Origin of the sequence: Actinomadura soli (genome assembly GCF_005889715.1) — a bacterium.
GTDB classification, from domain to species: domain Bacteria; phylum Actinomycetota; class Actinomycetes; order Streptosporangiales; family Streptosporangiaceae; genus Spirillospora; species Spirillospora soli.
In genome coordinates this window covers 1-23,698 of sequence record NZ_VCKW01000090.1, presented here as the reverse complement: position 1 = coordinate 23,698, position 23,698 = coordinate 1, and the positions used below count along the sequence as shown (strand labels likewise).

At 68.7% G+C, this 23,698-nt stretch carries 26 protein-coding genes; 10 read left to right on the top strand and 16 right to left on the bottom strand.

From position 1 onward, the window contains the following. Nucleotides 1-24 precede the first annotated feature (24 nt). The 7 genes from ETD83_RS42615 to ETD83_RS18765 all read right to left on the bottom strand — a co-directional run bounded on the left by ETD83_RS42615 (nucleotide 25) and on the right by ETD83_RS18765 (nucleotide 7,135). Nucleotides 25-318, bottom strand: a complete 294-nt coding sequence (locus ETD83_RS42615; protein WP_171064318.1) for a hypothetical protein — start codon at nucleotides 316-318, stop codon at nucleotides 25-27. 785 nt (nucleotides 319-1,103) lie between these two features. Then, entirely contained in the window at nucleotides 1,104-1,613 is a 510-nt protein-coding gene (locus ETD83_RS18790) for a hypothetical protein (RefSeq protein ID WP_138646436.1), read from the bottom strand. After that, nucleotides 1,613-2,059 carry a hypothetical protein gene (locus ETD83_RS18785; protein WP_138646435.1) on the bottom strand — a complete coding sequence of 149 codons (447 nt, stop codon included), beginning with the start codon at nucleotides 2,057-2,059 and terminating at the stop codon, nucleotides 1,613-1,615. The genes ETD83_RS18790 and ETD83_RS18785 overlap by 1 nt, the downstream gene beginning before the upstream one ends. Beyond that, nucleotides 2,043-3,617 carry a hypothetical protein gene (locus ETD83_RS18780; RefSeq protein ID WP_138646434.1) on the bottom strand — a complete coding sequence of 525 codons (1,575 nt, stop codon included), beginning with the start codon at nucleotides 3,615-3,617 and terminating at the stop codon, nucleotides 2,043-2,045. The genes ETD83_RS18785 and ETD83_RS18780 overlap by 17 nt, the downstream gene beginning before the upstream one ends. A 1,017-nt stretch (nucleotides 3,618-4,634) precedes the next feature. Then, entirely contained in the window at nucleotides 4,635-4,931 is a 297-nt protein-coding gene (locus ETD83_RS18775) for a hypothetical protein (RefSeq protein WP_138646433.1), read from the bottom strand. A gap of 391 nt (nucleotides 4,932-5,322) precedes the next feature. Beyond that, nucleotides 5,323-5,865: a hypothetical protein gene (locus ETD83_RS18770; RefSeq protein WP_138646432.1), complete on the bottom strand. Its 543-nt coding sequence runs from the start codon at nucleotides 5,863-5,865 to the stop codon at nucleotides 5,323-5,325. A 388-nt stretch (nucleotides 5,866-6,253) separates the two neighbouring features. After that, nucleotides 6,254-7,135: a hypothetical protein gene (locus ETD83_RS18765; protein WP_138646431.1), complete on the bottom strand. Its 882-nt coding sequence runs from the start codon at nucleotides 7,133-7,135 to the stop codon at nucleotides 6,254-6,256. Between the two features lie 553 nt (nucleotides 7,136-7,688). Between ETD83_RS18765 and ETD83_RS18760 the strand changes: the two genes are divergently transcribed. From ETD83_RS18760 to ETD83_RS18740, 5 genes are all read left to right on the top strand, one after another. Further along, on the top strand, nucleotides 7,689-9,503 hold the full coding sequence (locus ETD83_RS18760; protein WP_138646430.1) for an McrB family protein: 1,815 nt from the start codon (nucleotides 7,689-7,691) through the stop codon (nucleotides 9,501-9,503). Further along, on the top strand, nucleotides 9,500-10,723 hold the full coding sequence (locus ETD83_RS18755; protein WP_138646429.1) for an McrC family protein: 1,224 nt from the start codon (nucleotides 9,500-9,502) through the stop codon (nucleotides 10,721-10,723). Before ETD83_RS18760 ends, ETD83_RS18755 begins: the two co-directional genes overlap by 4 nt. A 328-nt stretch (nucleotides 10,724-11,051) precedes the next feature. Then, nucleotides 11,052-11,369, top strand: a complete 318-nt coding sequence (locus tag ETD83_RS44585) for an ATP-binding protein (protein WP_329602885.1) — start codon at nucleotides 11,052-11,054, stop codon at nucleotides 11,367-11,369. Beyond that, entirely contained in the window at nucleotides 11,366-11,932 is a 567-nt protein-coding gene (locus ETD83_RS18745) for a hypothetical protein (RefSeq protein ID WP_138646428.1), read from the top strand. Before ETD83_RS44585 ends, ETD83_RS18745 begins: the two co-directional genes overlap by 4 nt. 96 nt (nucleotides 11,933-12,028) lie before the next feature. Beyond that, entirely contained in the window at nucleotides 12,029-12,478 is a 450-nt protein-coding gene (locus tag ETD83_RS18740) for a PaaI family thioesterase (RefSeq protein WP_205717756.1), read from the top strand. 27 nt (nucleotides 12,479-12,505) lie between these two features. Here ETD83_RS18740 and ETD83_RS18735 read toward each other — a convergent pair whose 3' ends face one another. The 4 genes from ETD83_RS18735 to ETD83_RS18720 form a co-directional block, all read right to left on the bottom strand. Then, nucleotides 12,506-13,570, bottom strand: coding sequence for a methyltransferase (locus tag ETD83_RS18735; protein ID WP_138646426.1), 1,065 nt, complete (start codon nucleotides 13,568-13,570; stop codon nucleotides 12,506-12,508). Beyond that, entirely contained in the window at nucleotides 13,563-14,276 is a 714-nt protein-coding gene (locus ETD83_RS18730) for a hypothetical protein (protein ID WP_138646425.1), read from the bottom strand. The genes ETD83_RS18735 and ETD83_RS18730 overlap by 8 nt, the downstream gene beginning before the upstream one ends. 97 nt (nucleotides 14,277-14,373) lie before the next feature. Then, complete coding sequence (locus ETD83_RS18725) at nucleotides 14,374-15,033, bottom strand: TenA family transcriptional regulator (RefSeq protein ID WP_138646424.1); 660 nt, start codon at nucleotides 15,031-15,033, stop codon at nucleotides 14,374-14,376. Between the two features lie 70 nt (nucleotides 15,034-15,103). Continuing rightward, nucleotides 15,104-15,559: a PaaI family thioesterase gene (locus tag ETD83_RS18720; RefSeq protein ID WP_171064317.1), complete on the bottom strand. Its 456-nt coding sequence runs from the start codon at nucleotides 15,557-15,559 to the stop codon at nucleotides 15,104-15,106. Nucleotides 15,560-16,172: 613 nt separating this feature from the next. Here ETD83_RS18720 and ETD83_RS18715 point away from each other — a divergent pair. Together ETD83_RS18715 and ETD83_RS18710 are read left to right on the top strand one after the other, a co-directional pair. Then, nucleotides 16,173-17,045 carry an SAM-dependent methyltransferase gene (locus ETD83_RS18715; RefSeq protein WP_138646422.1) on the top strand — a complete coding sequence of 291 codons (873 nt, stop codon included), beginning with the start codon at nucleotides 16,173-16,175 and terminating at the stop codon, nucleotides 17,043-17,045. Between the two features lie 17 nt (nucleotides 17,046-17,062). Beyond that, entirely contained in the window at nucleotides 17,063-18,304 is a 1,242-nt protein-coding gene (locus ETD83_RS18710) for a cytochrome P450 (protein ID WP_138646421.1), read from the top strand. 47 nt (nucleotides 18,305-18,351) lie between these two features. On the opposite strand, the gene ETD83_RS18705 is transcribed toward ETD83_RS18710, so the two are convergent. Beyond that, a complete protein-coding gene (locus tag ETD83_RS18705) occupies nucleotides 18,352-18,969 on the bottom strand; it encodes a DUF6461 domain-containing protein (RefSeq protein WP_138646420.1) in 618 nt (205 codons plus the stop codon). A gap of 235 nt (nucleotides 18,970-19,204) precedes the next feature. After that, nucleotides 19,205-19,606, bottom strand: coding sequence for a PPOX class F420-dependent oxidoreductase (locus tag ETD83_RS18700; protein WP_138646419.1), 402 nt, complete (start codon nucleotides 19,604-19,606; stop codon nucleotides 19,205-19,207). A 152-nt stretch (nucleotides 19,607-19,758) separates the two neighbouring features. Here ETD83_RS18700 and ETD83_RS18695 point away from each other — a divergent pair, with 152 nt between their 5' ends. Beyond that, nucleotides 19,759-20,409, top strand: coding sequence for an excalibur calcium-binding domain-containing protein (locus tag ETD83_RS18695; RefSeq protein ID WP_138646418.1), 651 nt, complete (start codon nucleotides 19,759-19,761; stop codon nucleotides 20,407-20,409). Here the strand turns inward: ETD83_RS18695 and ETD83_RS18690 are convergent. After that, a complete protein-coding gene (locus ETD83_RS18690) occupies nucleotides 20,406-20,927 on the bottom strand; it encodes an NUDIX domain-containing protein (protein WP_138646417.1) in 522 nt (173 codons plus the stop codon). The genes ETD83_RS18695 and ETD83_RS18690 overlap by 4 nt on opposite strands. A 239-nt stretch (nucleotides 20,928-21,166) precedes the next feature. Here ETD83_RS18690 and ETD83_RS18685 point away from each other — a divergent pair, with 239 nt between their 5' ends. Further along, complete coding sequence (locus ETD83_RS18685) at nucleotides 21,167-21,457, top strand: PGPGW domain-containing protein (protein ID WP_138646445.1); 291 nt, start codon at nucleotides 21,167-21,169, stop codon at nucleotides 21,455-21,457. A gap of 25 nt (nucleotides 21,458-21,482) precedes the next feature. Here the strand turns inward: ETD83_RS18685 and ETD83_RS18680 are convergent, their stop codons facing one another. Both ETD83_RS18680 and ETD83_RS18675 read right to left on the bottom strand, forming a co-directional pair. After that, a complete protein-coding gene (locus ETD83_RS18680; RefSeq protein WP_230421010.1) occupies nucleotides 21,483-22,046 on the bottom strand; it encodes a carboxymuconolactone decarboxylase family protein in 564 nt (187 codons plus the stop codon). A gap of 29 nt (nucleotides 22,047-22,075) precedes the next feature. Then, complete coding sequence (locus ETD83_RS18675) at nucleotides 22,076-22,738, bottom strand: DUF4286 family protein (protein WP_138646415.1); 663 nt, start codon at nucleotides 22,736-22,738, stop codon at nucleotides 22,076-22,078. A 174-nt stretch (nucleotides 22,739-22,912) separates the two neighbouring features. Here ETD83_RS18675 and ETD83_RS18670 point away from each other — a divergent pair. Next, nucleotides 22,913-23,698: IclR family transcriptional regulator domain-containing protein (locus ETD83_RS18670; protein WP_138646414.1), on the top strand; the 786-nt coding region annotated here is incomplete at its 3' end.

Below are 23,698 nucleotides of genomic sequence, written 5' to 3'. Positions count from 1 at the left end.
CGCGGCAGCCCGAAACCTTCACGGCTACCGATCGTCCAGGAAATCGAAGAAATCCGCGTCCGCCCACTGCGGGTCAGCGAACTTCCGCAACTCCACCACCAGCGGCAACCGTCCCGCCAGGTCTCCCGGCAACTCCTCCGCCACACCGTCACCGGCCCCCAGTTCCTCGGCCGCCAGCGCCAGCATCAGATAACGCGCCAGGGACGACTTGCCCGCCCCCGGATCGCCCAGCACCACCACTCCGCCGGCCCCGGCCGCCAGCGCCGCCAGCACCGGCCGCGCGGGCCGTTCGCGATAGGCGCGCTGCGCCTGCTCCAACCGGGCCCGGTCCATCCCCCTCCGGCAGCTCGGGCAACTCGCCAGAATCGACCAGCCGCAACTGCACCTCGCGCGGCAGGTCCAGCAACTCCCGCGGCGGCGGATCGTCCCGTACCAGCTGTGGCACGAACACCTCGCCCAGCAACATCGGCGGATGCTCGCTCTGATCCGACGGCAGCAGGATCTCCAGATCAACCCGGCGATACCGCTCCCGCAACCGTTCCAAATACGTCCGCCGAACCTCCGCGAACGCCGCCACCGCCCCGGAAGCGTCATCCTCGCTCTCACCACTGCGCCGGACGTCCAACACCACGGCCACGAGAATCAGCGCTCCGAAGACCGCCCACATCGCCGGCCACTGCCACCCCTTCAGCGTGACACCGCCGCTGACCAGGTTCGTCACGAATCCGATAGCAACTTGGACCAGCACCGCCGCCGCCGTACTAGCCAGGGTCAGCCGCCAACGCCCACCACGATTCATGCCAGACAGCCTGCACAATCAGCGCCCACGAGGAGGAGGCGAATCCGAAAGAAGTGCCCGAATCGTGTCATCCGCCAGGCGCCGCCCGTCCAGCCAAAGCAGATCAGAACCCGCTGACGAACGGAGCCTTTCCTAAACTCCCTCGGGAGTACAAAGCCCCCAACCACCCGACAGCGGAATCCCGGCCTGCCGCAACCGGCACCACCGTCCCGGACGGCGCACGCTCCTACCTCATCAGCACAGGGACCGGACCAGTTTCCCCTAGGAAGAAGCACTCGACCGCACGGCAGGCCAATCCTTGGTATCAGCGAGTCCTCGAGAAGGGCGAAGCAGCCGCCTCGTCCCGCCGCGCTTCAAGCCACTTCTCGGTATACGCCGTGGCCTCATCTATGAACTGCTCCAGCCCCGCCCGGTCGAGATCGGCTTCGGCGATGAGGTAGAGAAGGATGTACATTTCAGCACGCACGACGTCTCCGACGTCGTCTCCACCGTCGTCCTTGGGTCGGGGTGCGTCCAGGGCGCGGCGGATCATGTCTTCGGCTACCAGGGTGTTGATGCGGTCAGCGTCCTCCCCGGCCGCCATCCGCAGGTCGGCTACGAACCGGACGATGTCACCAACCGTGTAGGTCGGCGAGAACCTCCGGCGCACCGCGACGTTGAACGCCCCGTAGACCAGCGACATGTAGCCCGCCGCCGTCTCATCGTCCTTCTGAAGCTCGCTTTGCAGCGGCACCCAAGCCTCCGGCCCCTCACGGAGGAACGACCGCAACGCCAGGATGTTCTCCTCGCCGATCTCAACGGCCGAATAGTCCATTATTGGAGCAACTCATCTGCGAGGGCCCGAGCGTTGCCCAAGAAGGCGTCGAGTTGGTCTTCGGTGAACTGCTTCTCACCCACCAGCGCAGCCAGCAGGACTATTTGATGACCAAACTTTGTGTCTGGATCGGCGTCGACCATCGAACCCTTGCCGAGCAGGTCGAGGATCATACTTTCGGCGATCTGCGGATCAATGATGTCTGGCATTTCGTCGGCTCGTTCTCGTACCTGAGCGACGAAGTCGATGACCTCTGAATGGTCGACTGCGTCCCCATTCCTGATGAAGCGCTCCTCGGCTGCCTCGATGAAGGCGGCAGCGACCAGCGCCGTATAGCAGACGTTCGCTTCATCTGGATCGAGCTGATCCGCCAACCTGAGGTGCTCCTCGCGATTGCCCACGAGTTGAGCGCGCAGGACCGCCACCTGTTTATCGGTTATTCTCATGTCTATTCCTTAGATGTCCTCGCATGTAACTGACGCCGTGACGAACGATCTCGGTCAAAACTATGGCGGTACTGACCGCCCCGATGGTGACGTCTCCCGCCTTGGCGGCATGATTTGGTGCCGATATGTGGTCGTTATCAGGGCGAGCTTCACTGTGTTGACCTGTCGGCTCGACTCTTTCCAAGTTCTTCTCGGCCGGTTCGGAGAATTTGTTCAGTGATTCCTTTGCGTCTTCCGCGGTGTTCAGAAATCTACGAAGACCTTCACGTCCACGTGATGGTCTTTCAGGATCACTCTCACGGAGGTCGCGGTCTGCGGGGTCGTCCGACGGGTCGCGGAGTTCGCCGCGCCCGGCTTCGTTCCCGGCTCCGGCTGGGTCGAGATCTTCGCGGGCTGGGAGGCCGGACCGGTCCGTTGTTTCCGTTTCGGCCGGTGATGTCTCGCCGGTCTGTTCTCGTCCGTACCAGGGTTCGATGCGCAGTCTTCCCTGGCTGTCGGTGTAGACATCGGAAAGTATGGGATTGGCGGGGGCATTCGGGTTCGTCTCGCTGGTCTCGTCCGGGAACGGCTCGGTGCCGTCGTCCTCGGCTTTCCTATCACGGTCGCTGTCGGCGGCTTCGCCATTGGCGCGCGGTTCCTGCGGTTCGGTGGGCTCGCCGTCCGGTGGGCCGTCGCCGGGCTCGTCGGGCCGGTTCTCCGGCGGGGACGGTGTGTCGCCGCCGGTCGTGTCCGGGACCTGCGGGGGCTGTCCGGTGTCCTGCGTCGGCTGGGTGTCGCGGTCGCCGGGTTCGGGGGTGCCCGGCGCGGTGTCCGGACGGTCTTCCTGTGGCCCGGCGGACGGCTGGTCCGGGGCCTGCGCGGGCTGCTCCGGCGCGGGCTGGTCCCGCTCGGGGCGGGGCCGGTCGGTGGGTTCGGCTCCGTCCGGCCGATTGAACGGCTCCGCGTCCCGATCCTGGAACCGTCCGGTCTCGCCGGTCGCGGCACCGGTGGAGGGGCCGCGATCCTGGACGGTGCCGTCGCCCTTCGGGGTCTCGCCCTCGCCATCGTCCCGGCCCGGGATCTCGGGCCCGCCGGTCGCCTCGCCGTTCCCTGTCCCGCTGTCGTTCCGCGGCGAGGCGGATTCTTCGTTGCGCTCGCCGGTGGTCTGGCCGTCCTGTGCGGTGTCCTGCTGGACCTCCCGGGCGCGGGCCCAGCTCTCCAGCCGGGACGGACGGCCGGGGGAGCCGGGGTTGTCGGACGGGACGGTGTAGCCGCCTTCGGCGGGGGTGGTGCGTTCGGCCCGGCCGCCTTCGGGCTGGAGTTCCTGGGTGGTGCCGCTGCTCCCGCCCTGCCCGGTCGCGGGTCTGGTGTCGCGCTCGCGGCCCGGTGGAGCGGCGGTGTCCTTCGGTTCGGCCGGCTGGGTGCCGTTGTCCTGCTGCGGTTCGCGGGCCCGGGCTCGGCTTTCCAGGCGGGACGGCTGGCCGGGGGAGCCGGGGTTGTCGGGCGGGACGCTGTGGGGCCGGTCGGAGGCCGTGGGCTTGGTGCCGGTATCGGTCCCGTCGCCGTGCTCCACGCCCACGCTCGCAGCCCTTCCATTCGGGGAAGGCGAACCGGTCCGCGGACGGCTCGCCGGGCGTGCGCCTGACGTGCGGGGCCGACATCGGGGCGCACACCGCCCCCAATGAAAGCGCGCACGTGCGAACTTTGCACATGACGAATCCGGTCACACCGGAGCATCCCCCCGGGCCCGTTGCCGGTGGATGCCGGAAACGATGGTTTTGCCTGGAGGGCGGGGCCGGAGCGGCAGTCGCGAGCGTGGACGGCCGATATTCAAGCGATATGACGATGTGTGCTTTGTCCGGGTCGGCGGGGACGCCGCCCGTCGCGGGCGCCGGCCCGAGGACGCCCGCTCCCACGGCCCGGCCAGGCGGTGGGGCGTCGCGTGGGAGGCGTTTCGTTGATGAGGGAAAGGCGGGATGCGTGCCGCGCCCCGCCGTCCGGACGCCGGGAGTCCCGCACTACCCGCAGGGGCCCATGCGGCAGAGGCATGCGCGTCGTGAGCGGGTGGGCCGGATAGGGGTCGCGGCGTCCGCGCCGCCGGAAGGACGCCACCACGCTCGACCTGATCAACGCGCGGACCGGACCCGCGAGTCCAACGACGACCCTTTGGATCTTCTACATGTGGTGGGCCTCCCCGTCCGGTTGGAACCCGGCCAGGAGTCGCTCCTCGACGCCATCCGCTCCGGCCCCCGGTCACGGTGGCCGATCTCCACGACGCCGTGGTGTTCCCTGTCCCCGAGGACGCCCGCGGCCCGATCGCCCGTCCGGACGAGGCGGTCAACTGGTGGTCGGCGCCGAAGGCTGAGCAGCCCGCCGCGCGGCAATACGTAGACCTCGGTGTTCAGGACGCTTCACATGTCATCAAATCCGCCGTCTTCAGTGGAGCGGTGCCACGGCACGATGGATCATGCTCATCGGCGGTGAGCGGGCTGATCAGGCTCGCGTCCTCTTCGGCCTTCTGGACTTGTCGTGCAGAGGCACCATACCGAGTAAAGCGGCTGGACCGGGCTCGGTGAACCGGGGCGGCGATTCTTGCTCAGAGCTCAAGCGTTGGGTTCGGGTTCGGCCTGCTCCGGATGGACGGATCATTGGCGATCACGGCCGACGGCCTGGATCCTATTCGACCGTCCTCTTTGAACACGATGGACACGCCACCCACCACCGCGTATGACTCGTCGCCGTCCACAATGAACTCGCGTGCACCAACGTTGAATACGTAGAATTCTTCGTTCTGGCCGATTGTCCTGTCGTCAAGGCAGAAGGTGCCATGTGTCCAACCAGGCTCGAAGTGCGCGCGGACAATCTCGCGGGCCTGCTCGTAGGTGACGGTCAAGATTCCTCCACAGGCAGGTCGGGCCTTTACGGCTCAAGGAAAGGCTTGATCGCGTTGTTCCGCGGGGCCGGCGCATCATCCACTCGAAGATTCTTCGTGCCGAGTCCCCGAGCAAAGTAATGGGAAGCATCCTGGACGGGTGGAGTAGGCTGTCCAGCGACGAAGCGCACCTTACCTCCGACATTCTTCACGTTGAAAACATGTGCGCCGCTCTCGGGTCCGGCCCACGCGATGTAGACGATTCCTCTAGACCCGGGTTGTTTGAACGATGACGTGCAAGGGTCTGCCTCCCGGTCCACCCTCGTCCGTCCGCAGGTGCCTCTCCAGCGGGCCCGAGAGCTGCGGCCGCCGGTTCCTGCGCGCCGGCCCCGGTCTCGTCGGCCGAGTGGGGTCAGGGCCGGTCCGCCATGCGGGCCTCGTCGGGCTTGTCGCTGAGGAGGTAGGCCGGTGGTGTCGGGCGCTGCGCGGCGAGCCAATCCCTGGTGTACGCCGCCACGTCCTCGACGAACTCCTCCAGGTCCGCCCTCGTGAAGCCGGCTTCGGCGACGAGATGGAGGAGGACGTAAACCTTGGTGTTCAGGACGGTCGTCAGGTCGTCGTCCGACTCGGAGTCCTGCATCAGCGGTCGAGCGCCGACGGCACGGCGGATGGCGTCCTCGGTGAGGACCAGGTCGAGTGGGACCGTGTCCTCTTCGGCTTTGACCCGCAGCTCGGCGACGAAACCGGCAATGTCGGCCAGTGCGCAGACCGGCGAGAACTTCCGGCGTACCGCGACGCTGAAGGCCCCCAGGAGCAGCGACACGTACCCTGCGGCGGTCTCGTCGTCCTTCTGCAGTTCGTATTTCAACGGCACCCAGGCTTCCGGCCCCTCCAGCAGGAAGTGCCGCAGCGCCAGGATGTTGTTCTCGCGAATATCAACCAGCAAGTAATTCATTGCTCAAAAAGTTATCGAGGGATGGACTGCGCGATCGGCGCCGGATGGCCGCGATGCTTGCGTGCTTCGGGCACGCTTTGTTGACGGGGGCGGCCGGTCCCGATCTTCCCATGGTCGCCGTCCGGAGTGTCGTAGCCCGCGTGAATTTCCTCTGGTTCGGGGTTGCGGCCCGGAGGTATCCCACCGCCGGGCGGGCGCGTCTCCCGGCCACTGACCATGTCTTCGACCGGAGCGGCGACGTTGCCGGCCGTTCCGCGAGGTGACCGATCCTGGACGCATGCCCGCCGGTCCGGACACGCCCCCGGTCCTCAGCCGCTCCCGGCCGTGCTCCTGGTGTTCAGGAGGGCCGTCAGATCTTCGGCAGCACGGCCTCGACCGGCGGCGAAGGTCATCGTGGACGGTCCCCCGGGGCGTCCGGGGGCCGGTCGCCGAGCATGTGCCTCGGGTACGGGACGTCGAGCCAGGGCTTGCCGAGCTTCGGTGTGACGCGGACCGCGGATGGGTCGGCCCCGGGCCTGCGGGTCGGGAACTCTCCCGGTGCGCCGTCGGTCGCCAGGTACGCCAGGCCCTGTCGCAGGTACGCGCGCGGGCCCGGGTCGAGATGGACGGCCCAGGCCGGCCTGGTCTCGTGCCGCAGCCAGGCGTAGCACGCCATCGCGTAGCCGAACTCCCGCTGGGTGAGATAGCCGAGCCGCGAGTAGCCGTCGTTGCGGGCGGCGTTGAGCATGCGATCGTCCAGATAGCCCAGGGGGTGGACCGTGAAGCCGCGCTTGGCGACCTCACCGAACCGCATCACCGCGTTCGTGGTGAAGACGCCGAAGCCGAAGAACACGGTGAGCAGGTCGGTGAGCCGCTCGCCGTCCTTGCGGTCGGGGGAGATGCGGTCCTCGCCGAGGAGCCGGACATGGGACATCTCGTGCGCGATGATCGCCGTGACGTACTCCGGGTCGGCGGCGTCCGTCACGTCCAGGCCGATGATCGTCTGGCCGTCCTCGACGTAGTAGTGACCGACGGTGCGCGGCGCCTTCCGCTTCGCCTCCTCGCTCTCGGCCGTCCGGTCGAAGAACACCAGGGTGAGGTCTACCCCGAGCTGCATCGCTTCGGCCATTCCGCACACCAGGGCCGCGATGTCCTCGTTCGTTCCGCTGTACCCGTGCGGCGGGAGATCCCGGGTCGGCAGCACGGGGCCGTGCGAGACCTTCGCCATGCCGAATTCGCGGACGAACCATTGCAGCGACGCCTCGATCCAGGCCTGCTGGGGAAGGGACACCGGGCATCCGTTCTCCTCCCTCCGGATCCAGGGCGGCGGTTCTTCCGGGTTCCTGTACATCGCGCTCCGACCGGTCGTTTCTGAAGGGGACAGCGGCATTCTCTCTGCGTTCCGCTGCAAAAAAGCGACACACCACCAATTAAGGAGATAAAGGGACGCACGACATTCGCACGTGCGAATGTCGTGCGCGCGAGAGAGGTGGCGGGCGGGCGGCGCGGGACGAGGATTGGAACGTGCCAATCAGGCAAGTCGGTGAATGAACTGGAATGTCCTGGCTGGTTCTGCCAGCCTTGGTCCATGTGACGAGTCGAAACGAGATCACCGCGGAGATGGTCTTCGCCGCCGTGCGGCTCCTGACGGACGCCGGTCCGGGCAGGCCGCCGGCCGGGATTCGCTACCGCGACCTACATGACCGCCTGCTCGACACGCTCCCCACCCTCGACCCCGTTGGCAGGAGATCGCAGGGGACGTCTGGTACGACAATTCCTATCTCGCCCTCCAGTTCGCGAGCATCGGGCTTGTCAAGGCGGGGTGGCTGCACAAGAGCCGGCGGATGTGGTTTCCGACCGGGCTGGGCCGCCGGGCACTCGAAGAACATCCGGACGCCTCAGCCTTCTACGCCGAATTAGGGCGCGTGTACGGGTACTGGGAGCGGCACAGGGACCGTTTCCAGCGCGCCACGGCATTGGCCGAGGCGCTGCCGGAAGGACGATGGACCTCACTGGCGGACGTCGCGTCCGAAGTCGGCGTCAAGGCCACCCCGCTCCTCGGACTGCTCCTCGGAGACCGGCCCGAAGGCTGGCACAGGCTGCTCTCCGACGACGGCGGCCCGCCGCCGGAGGCGCATCTCACCGAGACGGAGCGGGAGGAATGGCTCACCCTGCTCGGGGACGACGGTGTCCTGGCCCCGGACCAAAGGGCCGATGGGCAGCGCTGGATGCCGGCGTCCGACCTGGCGGCACCGCTCGGACCGCCCGGATCGCCCGGCGCGGAACGGACACGCCGCGCGTGGCTGATCCGGGCGTCCGCCGTCCCCGGCGGTGACCTGATCAGGGACCTTTGGCTCGTCGAAGGGGTGTGCTCGCTGGCCGCGTCCCGGCTGCGGGACCTGCCCGCCGGAGCGTCCCGCGAGGAGATCGCCGAGGCGGTGCGGGAAGACTATTCCGGTGCCGGCACGGAGGAGCGGGCGCACCGGGCCGCCGAGTTCCACGCCTTCCTCTCCCGCATGAGGGAGAACGACGTCGTCGTCACGAACGACGGCAGCGCCATCTACCTCGGCGTGGTCGACGGGAGCCCGTCCTTCGTCAACAGCGTCGGCGAGCGCGCCAACCTGCAACGACCCGTGAACTGGCGCAACGCCGACCGGCCCATCGACTACGGCGACCTCCCCGACGAGTTCTCCGTCCTGGTCGGCAACCCGGACGCCGAGATCGTCGAGCTGACCCCGTTCCTGCCGGAACTGGAGAACCTGCTGGGCGAGCCCGTCGACGTTCCCGAGCGGGTGATGCGCCTCCCTGACGCGACCGAGGGCCTCGCCCGGGAACTGCTGGTCGGCCGGGAATGGCTGCAGGAGTGCGTCGAACTGCTCCGCGAACGGCCCCAGCTCATCTTCTACGGCCCGCCCGGCACGGGGAAGACCTACCTGGCGCGGCACCTCGCCCGGCACCTGACCTTCGGCCGGCCGGAGTGCGTCCAGCTCGTCCAGTTCCATCCCGCCTACTCCTACGAGGACTTCTTCGAGGGCTACCGGCCGGTCAGGACCGGCGACGGCACCGTCGCGTTCGACCTCGTGCGGGGGCCGTTCCGCAGGCTGGTGACCGCCGCCCTCGCCCATCCCGGACGGCCCTACGTGCTGATCATCGACGAGATCAACCGCGGCAACCTCGCCAAGATCTTCGGTGAGCTGTACTTCCTCCTGGAGTACAGGGACGAACTGGTCAACGTGCTGTACAGCGGGGTGGACGACCAGGGCTTCTCCCTGCCGCGCAACGTCATCATCCTCGGCACGATGAACACCGCCGACCGGTCCATCGCCCTCGTCGACACGGCCATGCGGCGGCGCTTCTGGTTCACCGAGCTCCACCCCGACTCGCCGCCCGTCCGGGACATGCTCGCGCTCTGGCTCGCCGACAACGAGATGCCGGACGAGCCCGCGCGGCTGCTCGGCGAACTCAACAGCCGCATCGAGGACCGCGACTTCAGGGTCGGCCCGTCCTACCTGATGCGGGAGAGCGCCGCCACGGACACCGGCCTGGAACGGATCTGGCGGACGCAGATCCTGCCACTGCTGGAAGAACACCACTACGGCGACGGCACCGACGTTCCGGCGCGGTACGGTCTGGACGCGCTGCGGAGGCGGCTGACGTGACCATCGTCCGGCTCCGCGAGAGCGGGCCCTGGACCGAACACGAACTCACGTCGGAGCAGGCGGCAGTCCTCTCCACGACCCGTCTGGTGCGCGTCGCGCCTGGGCCGCGCCCCGGGCTGTGGCTGCTTCGTGACCACGGCCTCGTCGGCGCCGCGCGGATCGGACCCGTGCGCGATCCGGTCGAGATCCGCGTCGAGCCCAAGACGCCCATCGACCGGCTCCTCTTCCTCCTCGGCTATGCCCAGAATCCTCGCGGCTGGAGGCAAGAGGAGGTGGACGCCGGTGCACGCCCCGACCTACTGCCCGCTCTCGCCCACGCCTTCGCGCGGGCCGCGGAACGGGCCCTGCGCCAAGGCGTGCTGCTCGGATACCGCGAAACGGAAGAGGCTCTGCCCGTCGTGCGCGGCCGCATACGTATGATCGATCAGGTCCGGCGCCGCCACGGCCTCCCCATACCGGTCGAGGTGCGGTACGACGACTACACCGCCGACATCCCCGAGAACCGGCTTCTCCTCGCGGCGGCTCATCGGCTGCTCGTACTCCCGGGCGTCCCCGCGGGCACGCGACGGCTTCTCCGGCACCTGCCGCTGCGGCTGGAGGGAGTCGAACGGCTCGTACCCGGCCGCCCGCCGCCCGGCTGGACACCGTCCCGGCTCAACGCCCGGTACCACACCGCACTCGGGCTGGCGGCCCTTGTCCTGCGCGGCGCGTCCTACGAACTCGAGGACGCCGCGACCGTGCGGGTGGACGGACTGATGCTGGAGATGTGGCGGGTTTTCGAGGATTTCGTCTGCGTTGCCCTCGCCGAAGCGCTGCGGCCCTACGGCGGCACGGTGACGCTCCAGGACAAACGCCATCATCTCGATCGTGCGCGGCGGGTGCCGCTCCGCCCCGACCTCGTCCTCGCCCGCGCCGATGGGCGCCCCTCCACCGTGGTGGACGCGAAATACAAGACGGGAGACACCCCGCAGGAGGACCTCTATCAGATCCTCGCCTACTGCACGGCGATGGGGCTTGACCGTGGCTATCTGCTCTACGCGTCGAAGGGTGAAGCGCACACTCACGTCATTACCGGCAGTGGCGACCTGCGCATTGTGGAGACCGCGCTCGACCTGTCATCGCCGCCCGACGAACTTCGCTCCCAGATAGCTCGCCTCGCCCGCCGAATCGCAGTAGAGGAAGCCAATTCGCCTGGCCGAAGCCCCGTGCCATCCGGGTGACGGTGGTCTTCCCGGGAAGGTCATGCGAGATCTCCGGTCTGATTTCCGCACGTGCGAGTTTTGGGCGTCCGAGAGGCACGTGTGCCAATGTGCCTGCCAGCACCGATAGTGCGCGGATTCATCGTGCGCGGACGACGACGTTCTGTGACGATCGGCGTGCGGAGCAGGGGTGACCCGAAAGATCCGCAAACCAGATCCGTTACGACCCGAGGTGTTCCGATGTCCCTGACGATGCTCACGGCGGCGGAGGCCGCGCCGCTGCGCTGGCGGCGGTCCTTCCCAGGCGGGCCCGAGCAGGCCCCGCTCCGTCCGCCGGTTCGTCGGCTGTCTGCTGGCGGACTGCCCCTACCTCGACGACGTCCTGCTCGCCGCCGACGAACTGGTCGTCAACGCGCTGCGGCACACCAAGTCCGGGCAGGACGGCGGCTCCTTCGTCGTCCAGATCACCTACGACGGCGCTCTGGTCGCCGTGTCCGTCATCGACCAGGGCGGCCCCGCCGAGCCCACCGCGCTCGAGGCCGCCGCCCTCGCCGAGTCCGGACGTGGACTGCGCACCGTCTCCCTCACCGCGGCGAGCTGGGGCTGGTACGGCAACGACCAGGGCCGCACCGTCACCGCCGCCTTCGCGGGGAGCTGGGTCGCGTGACGGAACCCGCCACCCGGACGCACTACGAGGTCCACCAGCGCGTCCACGCCGCCATGACCGCCGCGATGCGCGCCGACGTCCTCGCCATCGACGCCGAGCTCGTCCAGCGAGGAGGCCTCGACCCCTACAGCCGCGAGTTCGTCGGCGGGTCCCGTCGTCTCGTTCTGGCGTGCACGGCCGCGCTCAGCTGCGTGCTCGCCGCGCATCGCCCCGGCCGCGCCCCGGAGGGCGGGGGGATCTGCCGGGGCTGCGGCACGCGCGAGTGCCGCACCCTGCACGGCGTCAACCATGTGCTCGCCGCGTACACCGTCCAACCGGGAGGCGTCGACCGTGCCGAGGCGTGGCGGCGCGCGGAGACCTACTTCAGCCGTGGTGCCGGTCCGGTGCCGGTGATCGTCGAGGAGTTCCCGGACGGCTTCGTCACCCGCGCCGCCGATGGCTCCCATGACGACCCCGCCCCGCTCTTGATCGTCGACCGGCGCACGGGGGCGCTCAGCCGCTGGCCGTCCCTGCCCTTCGACGTCCTCGCCCGCGAATACGCGAACTACCGTGCGGCACGTTAGCGCCCTCTCCGAGAGCAGGGTCCGACGTGACTGCCGATCCGGGCATCATTGTGGTGTCTGTTCCTTCAAGGGCCGTGGGCCATCGTGGCGGGGGGCGTGAGTGTGGATCGGGAGAGGCGTGGGGTTTTCTGGGACGTTCAGGCGGGGCGGGTTCCCGCGCCTGCGGCGGCGGTGACGCTGGGGTGGGAACTGGTCGAGGTCGATCCCGAGGCGGGGACCATCGAGGTCGCCTTCGCCGCGGGCGAGCAGTTCTTGAATCCCGCCGGCGTGATCCAGGGAGGGTTCCTGGCGGCGATGCTCGATGACACATTGGGACCGGCCTTGGTCGCGACCCTGGAAGAGGGGAAGTTCGCGCCGACACTGGATCTGCACGTGCAGTTTCTACGGCCCGCGTTCCCCGGGCGGCTTGTAGGGCGTGGACGGATCGTCAAGCGCGGAGCAGATGTTTGTTTTCTCGCCGGTGAGCTTCTCGGCCCCGATGGACGAGCCGTGGCCGTGGCGTCGGCGACCGCGCGGATAAAGTCCATTCCGTCCGATGAGGGCTGAGGGCAGCGCGGAGCGGGGCGTCCCGGCTCAGGTCGGTGAGGCTTCGATCACGCGGTAGCCGAACGGTGGTATGGGCTCGGATATCCGGTCCAGATTGAATCCGGCGGCCTTGAGCAGAAGCAAGAACTCGTTCTCGGTGCGTTCGCGTCCACCGGTGACGACCAGCATCAGGATGTCGCGGAGGTACCAGTGGGTCTCGTTGAACCCGGCGACGGCCCTGTCCGGAAGCGTCCGCTCGACGAGGAGCACACGCCCGTCTGACGGCATGGCGGTGCGGACGCCGCGGAGGATCGCGGTGGACTGCTCGTCGTCCCAGTCGTGCAGGATCTCCTTCAGCAGGTAGGCGCCGGCGCCCTCCGGAACCTTGTCGAAGAAGTCGCCGGCGACCACGCGGCAGCGCTGCCCGACTCCCGCGGCGGACAGTGTGGCGTCGGCGTCGGCGAGGCCGGTCCGGACGTCGAAGAGCACGCCCTGGAGGTCCTGATGGGCTCGCAGGATGTGGGTGAGGAGGGTGCCGTCCCCGCCGCCGATGTCGACCACTTCCCGGAACCTGCCGAAGTCCGCGGCCGCGAGGATGCCGGGCGCCGAGTCGCGGGTGTGCTCGGCCTGGGAGCGGTTGAAGATCGCCGCGCGGTCTGGATTGCGCGCGTAGTAGTCGGTCCAGCTCACGCCGTGGGCCAGATCCCAGGCCGTGGTTCCGGTCCGCAGGCCGGGCACGAGCTGGTCCCAGCTCCGCGAGGCTTCCGGACCGCAGGCCATCAGCAGGGTGCCCCGTACCGAGTCGGGCGCGTCCGTGCGGAGCGGCTGCCCGAGTTCGGTGAGATCGAAGTGGTTGGTCCCGGTCTGGACGAGGACGCCTTGTCCGGTGAGGGCGAGGAGGAGGCGTCGCAGGGACGGCGCGTGGGCGCCGGTCCGTTCCGCCAGTTCGCCGGTGGTGTGCGAGCCCGCGGCGACCAGGTCGGCGATGCCGAGCTCGGCCGCCGCGTAGAGCGTCTTCGCCGCCATCATCTGGAGCAGCGGTGCCAGGAGCAGCACGGATGAGGGCAGGGCTGGGGCGGCCTGGTCCTGCCGCTCGGCCTCCGGGTCAGCCATGGAGCGCCAGCTCCCCGTCCACCGCGCGGCGGCGCGCGCGTTTCACATCGGCCTTGATATTTCTCATCGTCACCTTCCGATGGAAATAGTGGTAGCCACGGGTTATCGCGTAGTCGACGCATTCCCGGCTGTCGGTCCTGAAGTAGGTGACGAAGTCGTTGACGGCGTCGTCTCCGAGCAGATGCAGGGGCTCGTGCCTGACCGGAATCGTCCCGAAGTCGGTGAACCACGAGAGGATCTCCTGCCGGATCACACCGGCGACGAAGTCGAATCCCATCGAGTGGGACAGGACGGCGCAGTTGCGGAGGATGATGCCCAGCAGGAGGTCGCCCCGGAACGCCTTGTCGACCGCGATGTTGTTCACTTGGAGAACGCTCTTCCCCGCGGCGCCGGGGATGATCCGGTGCAGCGCCGAGTCCGGCGCCACCGGGGTGAGCCGGAAGATGGCGACCAGCTCGCGATCGAACGTGATCTTGTAGCAGGTGGACGCGGTGTCGGGGAGGAACTCGTCGCTGTAGAGGCCGAGCGGTCTCAGCGCGTTCTTCAGAAAATCGCGGTATTCGTCGATCTCCTGCGCCTCCGCGACTTCATGGGTCTGGTATTGCTGCAGCTCCCGTAAGACCTCCTCGTCTCTGGGAGCCGCGGCGTAGGTGGCCGTGGTCGTCGGATCGCCATCGTCAAGGACGGCGATTGCTTCGAGCGGCAAGGAGGCTCTCCCTTGTAATCGGTTCCGTAAAAGACGTGGAAGACGTGGAAGACGTGAAGGGTGGACGCATGAACGCATGAACGCGTGGACGCGATGGTTAGGCGCTGGCCAGCACGTCGCGGAACATCTGGGCGTAGTAGTAGATGGTCATCCGGCGGCCGTGGATGACCTCGTCCAGATCCGAGTCCTTGAGCAGCAGTTCGTTGACGGCCTGCTTCACGTCCTCGATATGCCGGGCGTCGAATCCGCCATGGCTCTTGATGAAGGTGACCTGGTTCTTCTCCAGGCCGTACGTTTCCCGCAGTACCTGGGCCATTGACTTGCCGAGCTCCGCGCCGAGACCTTCGGTCAGGCTCGCGACGCCGAGAATGCCGAGCGGGCTTCCGTAAGTCGCCATGTAGTAGTTCTGTGAGATCAGCCCCCACGATCCGCGCATTGGCGGAACCGCCAGGACCTCCTCGGCGTTCTCGCCCAGGTTCTGCAGGTCCCTGACGCACAGCAGGTCGTGGTTGTTCTCTTCCTGGACCTGCTCGAAGAACCAGTCGCGCAAATCGCGGTAGTTGTCGTCGAGCCGGGCTCCGGCCAGCGACAGCATCCGGGAGGTGTGGCGGACCATGTGGTAGGTCTCGCGCAGGTAGGCCACGTAGTGCTCGCGCTTCATCTGGCCGCCGACGACGGTCTCGATGAGCGGGTTCTGCCCGATCTCGCTGTCGAACTCGCTCTGGGTCGCGGCGAGGAGCGTCTCGAAGTTGGTCATCGCGAGGGTCCTTTCGGTTCGGTTTCCGGAATGGTGATGTCCTGCCGGACGGCGCCGGCGGTGGTTCGTGTCAGGCGGGGATAGGGCGCAGGGCCTCCGGCCAGGGCAGCAGGCGGTAGACGCCGGTCGCGCGGGCGAGGGTCTGATCCTGCGCGTCCGTCAGGCGCGCTTCGAGAAAGGCCGACTTGCCGAGCATCGAGGTGACGCGTCCTTCGCCGAAGAGCTTTCCGACGGGAACCGGCCTGATGAAGTCCGTGGTCATGGAGACGGTGGTGGGGAGGAACCGCGCCTCGTAGAGTCCGACGACCGCCGATCCCATGCATTCGTCCAGCATGGCGGTGACGAATCCGCCGTGAACCGTGCCGCCGGGGTTGACGAATTCGGTCGCCGCATGGAAAGAGAGGTGAATTGCCTGAGCCTCTTTGTCGAGCCTCAGCAGGGTCCATCCGATCAGCTTCGCCACCGGCGGCACATCGCCGGGCAGACGGTCGTACACGGTTTCTTCGTCGCTCTTCAGGTCGGCCAATCCAGGGACTCCTTTTCTCTTGAGCCGGGGCTCACCGTCCGCTCGGGCGTGTCGGCGGGGGGAGGCGGGGGACGTATCCAGGAAGCAGATCCGGATACACGCTGGATCATCGATTGCGACTCTTACTCGTGTCAACGGCTGTGGTTTGGCGTCTTGTGGACAAAGCCGCATTCTTCGATTCACAGCAGCTAGAAGAGACCTTTCTTCTCCCTGCAATTTTCGGAACTTGACCCCGCTCATGGCTGCTGCTAGCAACTCGACTTCCGGTGCAGGTTTTGGCACCTTGACCCGTCAGTGCCAGGGCCTGTACGGTTCAAAAGTTTGCCGCCCCTCGCCGGTGACTACGAATTGTTCCTCGCCCGCTACCGCCCCGGCCGGGCGGACACAGTGCCCTGATCTCTGTGAGATGAATATGCGCAGGTTGGGGCGGTGGCGCGTTGTCGAGTCCTCACTCAGAGGGGCGAAGGATTTGTGCCTCTTACCTGGCAAGGGTGACGCCGCGCCGAAGTCCGGCGACATTGTGTGATCATCTGGTGGTTTGTCGCGCATTGGCGTCCCTGTCATGATGAGTTGATCAGAGTCGGCCGCTCGGTTCGGACGAAAGGTTCCGTCCATGGGGGAAGGCAGCCCACCGTCGGGCGTCGACGTCACCGTTCCGAATGTCGCTCGGATGTATGACTACTACCTGGGCGGAAAGGACAACTACGCCGCCGACAGGGAGGCGGCGGAGAAGGTCATCGCGGTGATGCCGGGGTCGCAGGCCGGGGCGCGGGCCAACCGGGCGTTCCTGGTGCGGGCGGTGCGGTATCTGGCCGCCGAGGCGGGAATCACGCAGTTCCTTGACCTGGGAGCGGGGCTGCCAACTCAGAACAACGTGCACGAGGTGGCGCTTTCGGTGAACCCGGACGCCCGGGTCGTCTACGTCGACTGGGACCCGGTGGTCTGCGCGCACAGCCGCGCACTGGTGCGGACGCCGCACAATGTCGGCGTGGTCGAGGCGGATCTGCGCCGTCCCGAGACGGTTCTGCGGCATGAGACGACCCGGGCGCTCCTCGACTTCAGTCGCCCGGTGGCGGTGATGATGGTGTCCATCCTGCATTTCGTCGACGGTTCCGACGACCCGCAGGGCATCGTCGCGCAGTACCGGGACGCGACCGCGGCGGGGAGCCATCTGGCCGTTTCCCATCTGACCGGGGACCTGCTGGAGAAGGCACGGCCCGAGGAGACCGCGCGGGCCAAGGAGATCTACCGCCGCACCGCCACCCCCGTCCACCTGCGGACACACCGGGAGATCCACGAACTGTTCAAGGGCTATGAACTCGTGGATCCCGGGCTGGCGTGGCTCACCGGCTGGCGTCCCGACGAGCCCGGCCCGGACCGTTCGACCGTGGTGCGGCTCAAGGAGCGGTCCGGCGCGACGGCCGAGGAGGCGCCCGGTTACGGTGGCCGTATCCCGGCGTACGCGGGTGTGGGCCGCAAGCTCTGAGCGCGCGAGGAGGCGGCTTGCCAGGATCGGCCGACATCGACCTGTCCAAGGGCGCCTTCTGGGCCGCCCCCTACGCCGAGCGTGCCGCCGCGTTCGGGGTGCTGCGTCGTGAGAAGCCGATCGGGTTCTTCGCGGAGCCGCGCGTGCGGTGGGCGAAGCGGGGCCCGGGGTTCTACGCGGTGACCCGTCACGCGGACGTGGTCGAGGCCAGCCGGAGGCCGGAGGACTTCTCCAGCGCCGAGGGCGTGATGGTGTTCGAGCGGCCCCCGGAGTCGATCGAGTTCTTCGACTCGATGATCAACATGGACGACCCGCGGCACGCGCGGCTGCGCCGGATCGTGTCCCGGGCGTTCACCCCGAACATGATCAAGCGGCTGGACGGCGAGATCCGGCGGGTGGCGTCCGAGATCGTGGACGGCCTCCCGCGGCGCGGCACGTTCGACGTCGTCACCGACGTCGCCGAGCGGCTGCCGCTGACCATCATCTGCCGGATGATGGGCGTCCCGGAGAGCCGGCACCGGTTCGTCGCCGAACGCACCAACATCATTCTCGGCGCGGGCGACCCCGAATACACCCCGGACAAGGCCGAGAGCGAACCCGCCGCCCTCCTCACCGCAGCGGCCGAGCTGGCGGGAATGGTCAAGGAACTGGCCGCGGAACGCGCCGGCGACCCCGGCGACGACCTGACGTCCAAGCTCGTCAACGCCAATATCGACGGCGAGAAACTGACCGCCAGGGAACTCGGCTCGTTCTTCGGCATCCTGTTGCAGGCGGGCAACGAGACCACCCGCACGGCGATCTCGCACGGGCTCATGCTCCTCACCGAGCATCCGGAGCAGAAGCGGCGGTGGGCCGGGGACTTCGACCGGTACGCGGCGACCGCGACGGACGAGATCGTCCGCGTCGCCTCGCCCATCATCTACATGAGGCGCACCGCGACCCGGGACTGCGAACTGAACGGCCACCATTTCAGCAAGGGCGACAAACTACTGCTGTACTACTGGTCGGCCAACCGCGACGAGACCGTTTTCGACGACCCCGAGCGGTTCGACATCACCCGTTCGCCCAATCCGCACCTCGGCTTCGGAGCGCCCGGGCCGCACTACTGCCTGGGCGCGCACCTGGCCCGCAGCGAGGTCACGGCCATATTCCGGGAACTGCTCGGCCGCGCGCCCGGCGTCCACGCCGCCGGAGCACCGGACCGGCTGCGCTCGAACTTCCTCAACGGCATCAAACACCTGCCCTGCTCCCTTTCCTGAACCGGCCGGACCGCAGCGGTGATACCGGAGACGGGGAATGCGCGAGGCTATCCGCGGTTCGCCTCCGCGAACAGTTGGGGGCGGGCGAACCAGTCGGCATCGAGCCTCTCGCCCGTCAGCGACTCCAGGGTGGCCAGGGCGATCTCCCAATCCAGATCCGGGCCCGTGTAGGTGTTCGCCATAATGCGGGAACGGAGGTCGCCCAGCGCGTGGAGGTGACCGGTCAGAGCCTCCGGATCGGTGCCGAGCCGGTCCAGCGGGAACAGCGTGTCCACCTCGGTGATCAGCTCGCCGTCCGCGAGATAGTAGAGCCTGCTGAAGTTGTTGATCAGCCAGAAGACCGAATGGACCGTGGCGCCCTGGCTCAGCCGCTGCAGCACGTCCACCTCGGCCGTGGCGCCGCCGTACCCCAGAATGATGATCGCGTCGCCGCGCTGTTCGAGAAAGACCGCGTCCTCGTCGTAGTCGGTCTCGGCCGGCGGGCGTGTGGTCAGCGCCTCCGGGTCACCGTTCAACCGGCGTACCACTTCGTGCACCGTCAACCCCGCCTGGTGGGGACGGACCACCGTCCACGACAGGTTTTCCGGGGGGTACACCGAAGTGCGGTTCAGGTGGTCGAGCAATTGCACGTAGTGCTCGATCTGCTCCGGTACCGGACCCGCCATGGTCAGCTCCTCCTATGGCCAAGCGTCGCCCGACCCTACCGCCGAGATCACCTGCCGATCCGCGTTTCCCTTTCACGTTCCGGTGCCATTCGAGGAGGTCTCCGATAGGCGGGTCGGCGCGATGGACGCGGCGGGGAAGGGGATCGCCGCGTCCCATCCGGTCCGGTTCGCGCGGCGCGGTGCGCAACGCGATCGTCGAGCCTAGACCCGGCGGCGCCTCGATGTGGGCGGACGGTCAGTCGGCGGTGCGCTTGACCATGCCTTCCACGGCGGGGTCCAGGCCCCAGGTGAAGATCGTGTGCGGGTGGATGCGGATCAGGTCCTCGCCGGAGCGAGGGCCTCGTGGGCCGTCCTCGACGATCGTCTCGGCGCGTCCGCGCACCTCGATGCCGCGTACCCGCCAGGGCCGGACGGAGGCCAGGTCGTCGATGACGAGCGCCACCTGATCATTGCCCTGGACGTTGCGGTACTTGCGGGACTTGGCGAGGTTCCAGCCGCGGATGTCGAACGTGCCGGTGTCGGCGTTGTACGCGTACCCGACCGGATTGTTCTGCGGGTCGCCCTTGGGGCCGACCGTGGCGAGCCGGGCGAGGCGCTGCGTGGCCAGGTATTCGCGTTCGATGTCAGTGAGGATCATGGCTCCAGCATGGAACCTCGACTCACCTTGAGGTCAAGCGCGGTATTTGAGGACAGTTGGCCCCTGTGATACGTGCTACTTCTGTGCTTATCGTGGTGTTTGCGGTGAACTGAGGTTCTGGTGCGGCGGACTCCACTCGCGAAGGTCGCACCATGCCGGAATCACCCCGTCCACCGCCTGACCGCGCCGCACGCCGGTACCGCGGTCTCCTCTCGGTCCTCGCCGCCCTGGCCGCGGTCCTGCTCGTCGGTCTCGTCACCTCCTCGTGCGGGTCGGGCTCCGGGGAGTCAGAGCGGGTCGCCCCGCGTGAGACGAGCGCACCGCCCTCCACCGTCCCGCCGAGCACGCCGGAGACACCGCCTCCGCGCGGGCCGTCGACTCCGGAGCCGGGCGCTGCCGACGGCGTCGACCCGCGTTTCGACACGTGCGCGCAGGCCAACGCCCACGGGTACGGTCCCTACGTCCGGGGCTGGGACCCCGAATACCGCTGGTACGAGGACCGGGACCATGACGGCGTCGACTGCGAGCCCTGGCTGACAGACCTGCCGACCTGGAGCCCCGACCCGGAGCAGAGCGTGCCGCCGCTTCCGTCGCCGCCGTCGCCGAGTGAGCCGCCGACCGACGTGCCACCGCCCTCGGAGCCGAGTGACGGGCCGTCCGATCAGGACACGAGCACGGAACCGGCCCCGCCCCCGAGCGAGGAGCCGTCGTCGCCGGAGACCGAGACGCCGTCGGAGCCGGAGCCGCCCGATCAGGGACCGGGCGAGGAGCCCTCAGCGCCGGGTTCCGGCGATCAGCCCTAGACCGCCGGGCGCCGGGGGACGAGTGAGGTGATCAGGTTGCGGAGGGGCCGGGACATCTCGTCCGGCAGGTCGTCCAGCGGGTACCAGCGCGCCTCGAGGATCTCCGCCGGGTCGAGGTCGAGGCGCCCGCCGATCACGCGGGCCTCGTAGTACGCCTCGACGCGGTGCCGGAAACCGCTGGCGACCGCCACCGGCGGACCGCTGACCTTCACCTCGAGGGACGTCTCCTCGCGCACCTCGCGGGCGACGCCGTCTTCGAGGCGCTCACCGGCCTCGACGTAGCCGCCGGGCAGCCCCCAGGCGCGGTACGCGGGCCAGAGGCGGTGCCGCAGCAGCAGGATCCGGCCCTGGTCGTCACGGACGATCCCGCCCGCGTACACCAGGAACGTCCGGTGCCGGAGCCGGGCGAGCCGCCACTGCACCCGTCCACCGAGGCGTATCCAGGCCCGCGCGATCAGGCGGTGCGCCACCGAGCCGTCGCGGCCACGCGCCCGGAGAGCGGCGAACCGGATCTTCATTGCCAAATGCTAGCCGCCGCCACCGCCGTGACCATCGCCGCCACCGGTCCGCCACGCTCACCGGCCGCCGCGCCCATCACGGTCACTGCCCGTTGTCGTCTCCGGCGGTGCGGGGGACGTGATCGTGCGTTCAGAAGATGTGGTTCTGGCCACATTGAGGGCGTATCGGGATCTTGGACGGTTGCTCGGATCGTCCCTCAAGACAGGGGGCCGGAATTCGGGGAGGCTGCGTGACCACGATGGAGCGAGCTGAGGCGCGGGCCGGTTCGGCGGCGGACGCGAGACGCCGGGGACCCGTCCGGGTGATCCGGAAGGTCGCCGTGGCGGTCGCGGGGACCGCGATGATCCTGGCGGGTGTCGCGATGCTGGTGCTGCCGGGGCCCGGCGTCGTGGCGATTCTCGCCGGGCTCGGCCTGCTCGGCACGGAGTTCCCCACCGCGCGCCGGATCAGCGGGCGGCTGAACGGCTACGTCCGCACCGCCTGGCACAAGGTCAGGACGGCTGCGGCGCGCCGGGACCGCGCGGCCTGACCGCGCGGCCTGACGGCGGGCCGGGTCAGTCGGTGACGCGCAGGACGCGGAGCTGGTCGGCGACCATGCGGTAGTAGCCGACGAGGGTGACCAGCTCGTAGAGGCGGGTGAGGCCGAGGGTTCCGGTGGCCTCGGTGAAGCTGTCGTCGGTGAGGTCGCCGCTGGCCGCCAGCTCGCGGGCGGCGGCGAGGACGGTGGCCTCCAGCGGGTCGTCCAGGCGGCAGTCGGCGCCCGCGCGGACGGCGGCGATCTGCTCCTCGGTGAGGCCTACCTTGAGGCCCGCGTGGCTGTGGACGGCCCACTCGTACTCCGAGCGCTCGTGCGCCGCGACCGCGAGGATCGCCAGTTCCTTCTGCCGCGGTGTGAAACCCGTCCCGTAGCGGACGACGGTGCCGAGTTCCTGAAGGGCGTTGCCGAGTTCCGGGCTGAGCAGCATGCCGTTGAACGGGCCGCGCAACCGTCCCTCCTCGTCGGCGAGCGGGAACGGGCGGCTGCCGGTGGCGCGGGCGCTGTCCAGCAGACGGTCGTAGAGCTCGCGCTGCTCGGCGGTCAGGTCCGCGGGCCGGAACGCGTCGACGCGGGCAGGCATGTAGGTCCCCCGATGAGTGTGGTGGTGAGTCATGGAGCGGCGGCGGCGGTCGCGCCGCCGGTGCGGAAGGTGCTGTGGTAGGCGAAGGCGCGGCGCTCGTCGGCGGTGACCGTGCGCATGATCTCGGCGCGCCAAGGGGTGCTGGTCGCGGCGCGGTAGGCGTCGGTCGCGAAGACACCCGGATCGTCGATCTCGTGCAGGGCGAGGAAGCGGGGCGCCTTCCCGTCGACGAGGACGTAGCGGCGGGTCCTGCGCCAGCCGGGAAGCGCGTGGAGGGACGGGATGTGCTCCTCGTCGTACCAGGCGTCGAAGCCGGGTTCCCGTGCGGGCTCGACCGTCATGGCCCGGGCGAGCAGGAGCGGCGGGGGCCCGGCGGCGGGCGCGCCGTGGTCGTCCACCAGCTCGTAGATGCGGCGGTCGAGGGTCTCCAGCGCGGACATGACGGCGGTCTCCCGCGCGCTGCGCCGCTCGCGCAGGCGCCGGTAGCCGGGCGTATGGAGAACCTCCAGGTCGAGGTCGTACCATGCGAGCCAGGACGGCGCCTCGCCATCGGCGGCGCGGTACCGGTGACCTTGGTGGACGCCCGGCAGGGCGAGCCGGGCGGGGCCGTGCTCGTTGTCGTACCAGTCGTGGAACCCGGCCTCGTCGCCGCCGCGCGGTTGCGACAGGACGTAGAGCAGACCTTCCGTCACGATGGGCCTTCCGTCGATCGGCGGGTTGTTCTGGCGGGCGTCCAGGGCCGTCCGGCGCGTCCCGGGTGCCCGGGCGCGGCCCGGGTGCCGGAGACTAGGTGCTGTCCGCCGGAATCTGTTCTACTGACGAACGTTCGTGCGTCGGTAGTTTACTTTGGAGTCGGGAGTCAAGGAATGTCAAGGCAGGACCCGGATGTGATCGACTCGGTCGAGAAGGCGTTCCGCGTGCTGGAGGCGTTCTCGGCCGACCATCCGACGCTGACCGTGAGCGAGGCCGCCGACCTCACCGGCCTGTCCCGGGCGACCGCCCGGCGCATCCTGCTGACCTGCGTCCGGCTCGGGTTCGCCGAGGTGGACGACCGGCGGTTCCGGCTCCTGCCGCGCGTCCTGCGCCTCGGATACGGGTACCTCGCCTCGCTGCCGATCTGGGAGCGGGCCCAGCCGCACATGCGCCGGCTGGCGGAGGAGGTGCGCGAGTCGTGCTCGGCCGCCACGCTGGACGGCGAGGAGATCGTCTACGTCGCCCGCGTGCCGGCCAAGCGCAGCATGTCGATCGTCCTGAACGTGGGCTCGCGGCTGCCGGCGCACCCGACGTCCATGGGGCGGGTGCTGCTCGCCGCCCTCCCGCCGGACCGCCTGCGCGAACGCCTCGGCGAGATGCGGCTCGACCAGCTCACCTCGCACACGATCACCGACCCGGACGCGCTGGCGGCGGAGCTCGTCAAGGTGCGCGAGCAGGGCTACGCGGTCGTGGACGGCGAGCGCGAGGAGGGCGTCCGCTCGGCCGCGGCGCCGGTGCGCGACGGGTCGGGCGCGGTGATCGCGGCCATCAACGTGTCGGCCAACGCGGGCCGGGTCTCGGTCACCGAGCTGCACGAGCGGTTCGTCCCGCTGGTCGTCCAGGCGGCCGACGCCATCTCCCGCGACATCGACTTCGTCCCCTCAAGCCTGTCTCTTATA